This is a genomic window from Vibrio sp. Vb0667, assembly GCF_033391095.1.
Genome location: NZ_JAWPOL010000164.1, coordinates 1 through 1,468 on the forward strand (window position 1 = coordinate 1; position 1,468 = coordinate 1,468).

General features: G+C 49.1%; 3 protein-coding genes. All 3 read right to left on the minus strand.

The features are described from left to right. The coding region (locus R8269_RS24280; protein ID WP_318222784.1) for a bifunctional GNAT family N-acetyltransferase/hotdog fold thioesterase at positions 1–721 on the minus strand (721 nt) is incomplete at its 3' end. Positions 722–829: 108 nt separating this feature from the next. Continuing rightward, positions 830–1,264: a D-aminoacyl-tRNA deacylase gene (dtd, locus tag R8269_RS24285; protein WP_089204086.1), complete on the minus strand. Its 435-nt coding sequence runs from the start codon at positions 1,262–1,264 to the stop codon at positions 830–832. Then, positions 1,236–1,468: YhjD/YihY/BrkB family envelope integrity protein (locus tag R8269_RS24290; protein WP_318222785.1), on the minus strand; the 233-nt coding region annotated here is incomplete at its 5' end. The genes dtd and R8269_RS24290, both read right to left, overlap by 29 nt.

A 1,468-nucleotide genomic window follows, 5' to 3' on the forward strand; every position in this document is an offset into this window, starting at 1 on the left:
AACGAATCGAGCTGTCTGCCAGAACAATATCGCCATGCAAACCGCGCTCTTTGAGCAGTAACCACGTCATTCCCCATCCCGTCAGCGTTGCCAACGTAAATGCCGAACCAGCAAACATCGTATTGTGCGGGTTCAAATTCGGATTGAGCTGGGCACTGCATTCGAACTGATAACCGGTGTATTGGTTGATTTTGATGCCCATTTTGTCCGCAATTGGGATCTGCGCTTCCCAGCGCTGCTGCAATTCCGTGCACCATTCTGGGCGACGTAACACATTCGCCATCGGATCAAGCGGCTTCACCATTTGTTGGTGACGCACCGGACCGCGTTCATCGGTCAACTCACCACGACGTTCAAAACCGTTTTTTTCATAAAACGCAATCGCGTCTTCACGAGCATTACATACCAAACGTTTCGCACCTTCTTGGCGCGCAAGCGATGCCAACGCGACCAACACCAGTGAGCCCATGCCTTTGCTGCGACGATTGCCTTTCACCGCCATATAGCGGATTTGGCCATCGTTATCCGGAGTAATGTACAAACGTCCGATCGCCATTGGACGACCACGGCTATCCACAATCATGCGGTGGTGGCTCACCACGTCATATTCATCACGTTCAGAGCCTACTGGCATGCGCCATGGCTCTCGAAGCATTTGCCAACGAAATTGATAGTACTTGTTAAGCTGATTTTCGGTTGTTGGAGTTATGAGTTTGAACATATCAATCCTTTGAAAGTGCAAATCAGTAAGAATCTTGGGGAGAAAATACCCAAGTAAAATCAAACCACTTGGGTATATAGCTTAGACCATGGGTGTATCCACGCCAGATTAGACCTGTAGCCAAAAAGTCACTGGGCCGTCATTAATTAATGACACTTTCATATCGGCCGCGAAGCGACCACGCTCGGTTGGCAATTCCTGCTCACACAAGTCAGAAAAGTAGTCATACAGACGTTCAGCGTCGGCTGGATGCGCACCACGAGAAAAGCCTGCACGTGTGCCTTTCTTGGTATCTGCCGGTAACGTAAATTGAGACACCACCAAAACCTTACCGTTCACTTGTTTGACGTTGAGGTTCATTTTTCCTTCGTTGTCTTCAAAGACTCGGTAGGTGGTCACACGTTCCATCAAACGTTTTGCTTTGGCTTCATCGTCGTCCTTCTCAACACCAAGTAGGACAAGAAGACCTGTATCGATTTCCCCAACCACTTCACCGTCTACACGAACGGCCGCTTCACTGACTCGTTGAATTAGCGCTATCACTACTCTCGCTTCCTTCATTTGCTAACTGAGATTCAGCCGACGAGTGTATCATGTCTAGATCTTCACTCCAGTGCTCTTGCTCACCCAATGCTGCGGTGACTTCTGCCCCCAGCAAGACGATCATCCAGCACAAGTAAACCCAGACAAACAAGATAGGAATTGCGGCTAAAGCGCCGTAAATCAGCTGGTAAGACGGGAACTGAG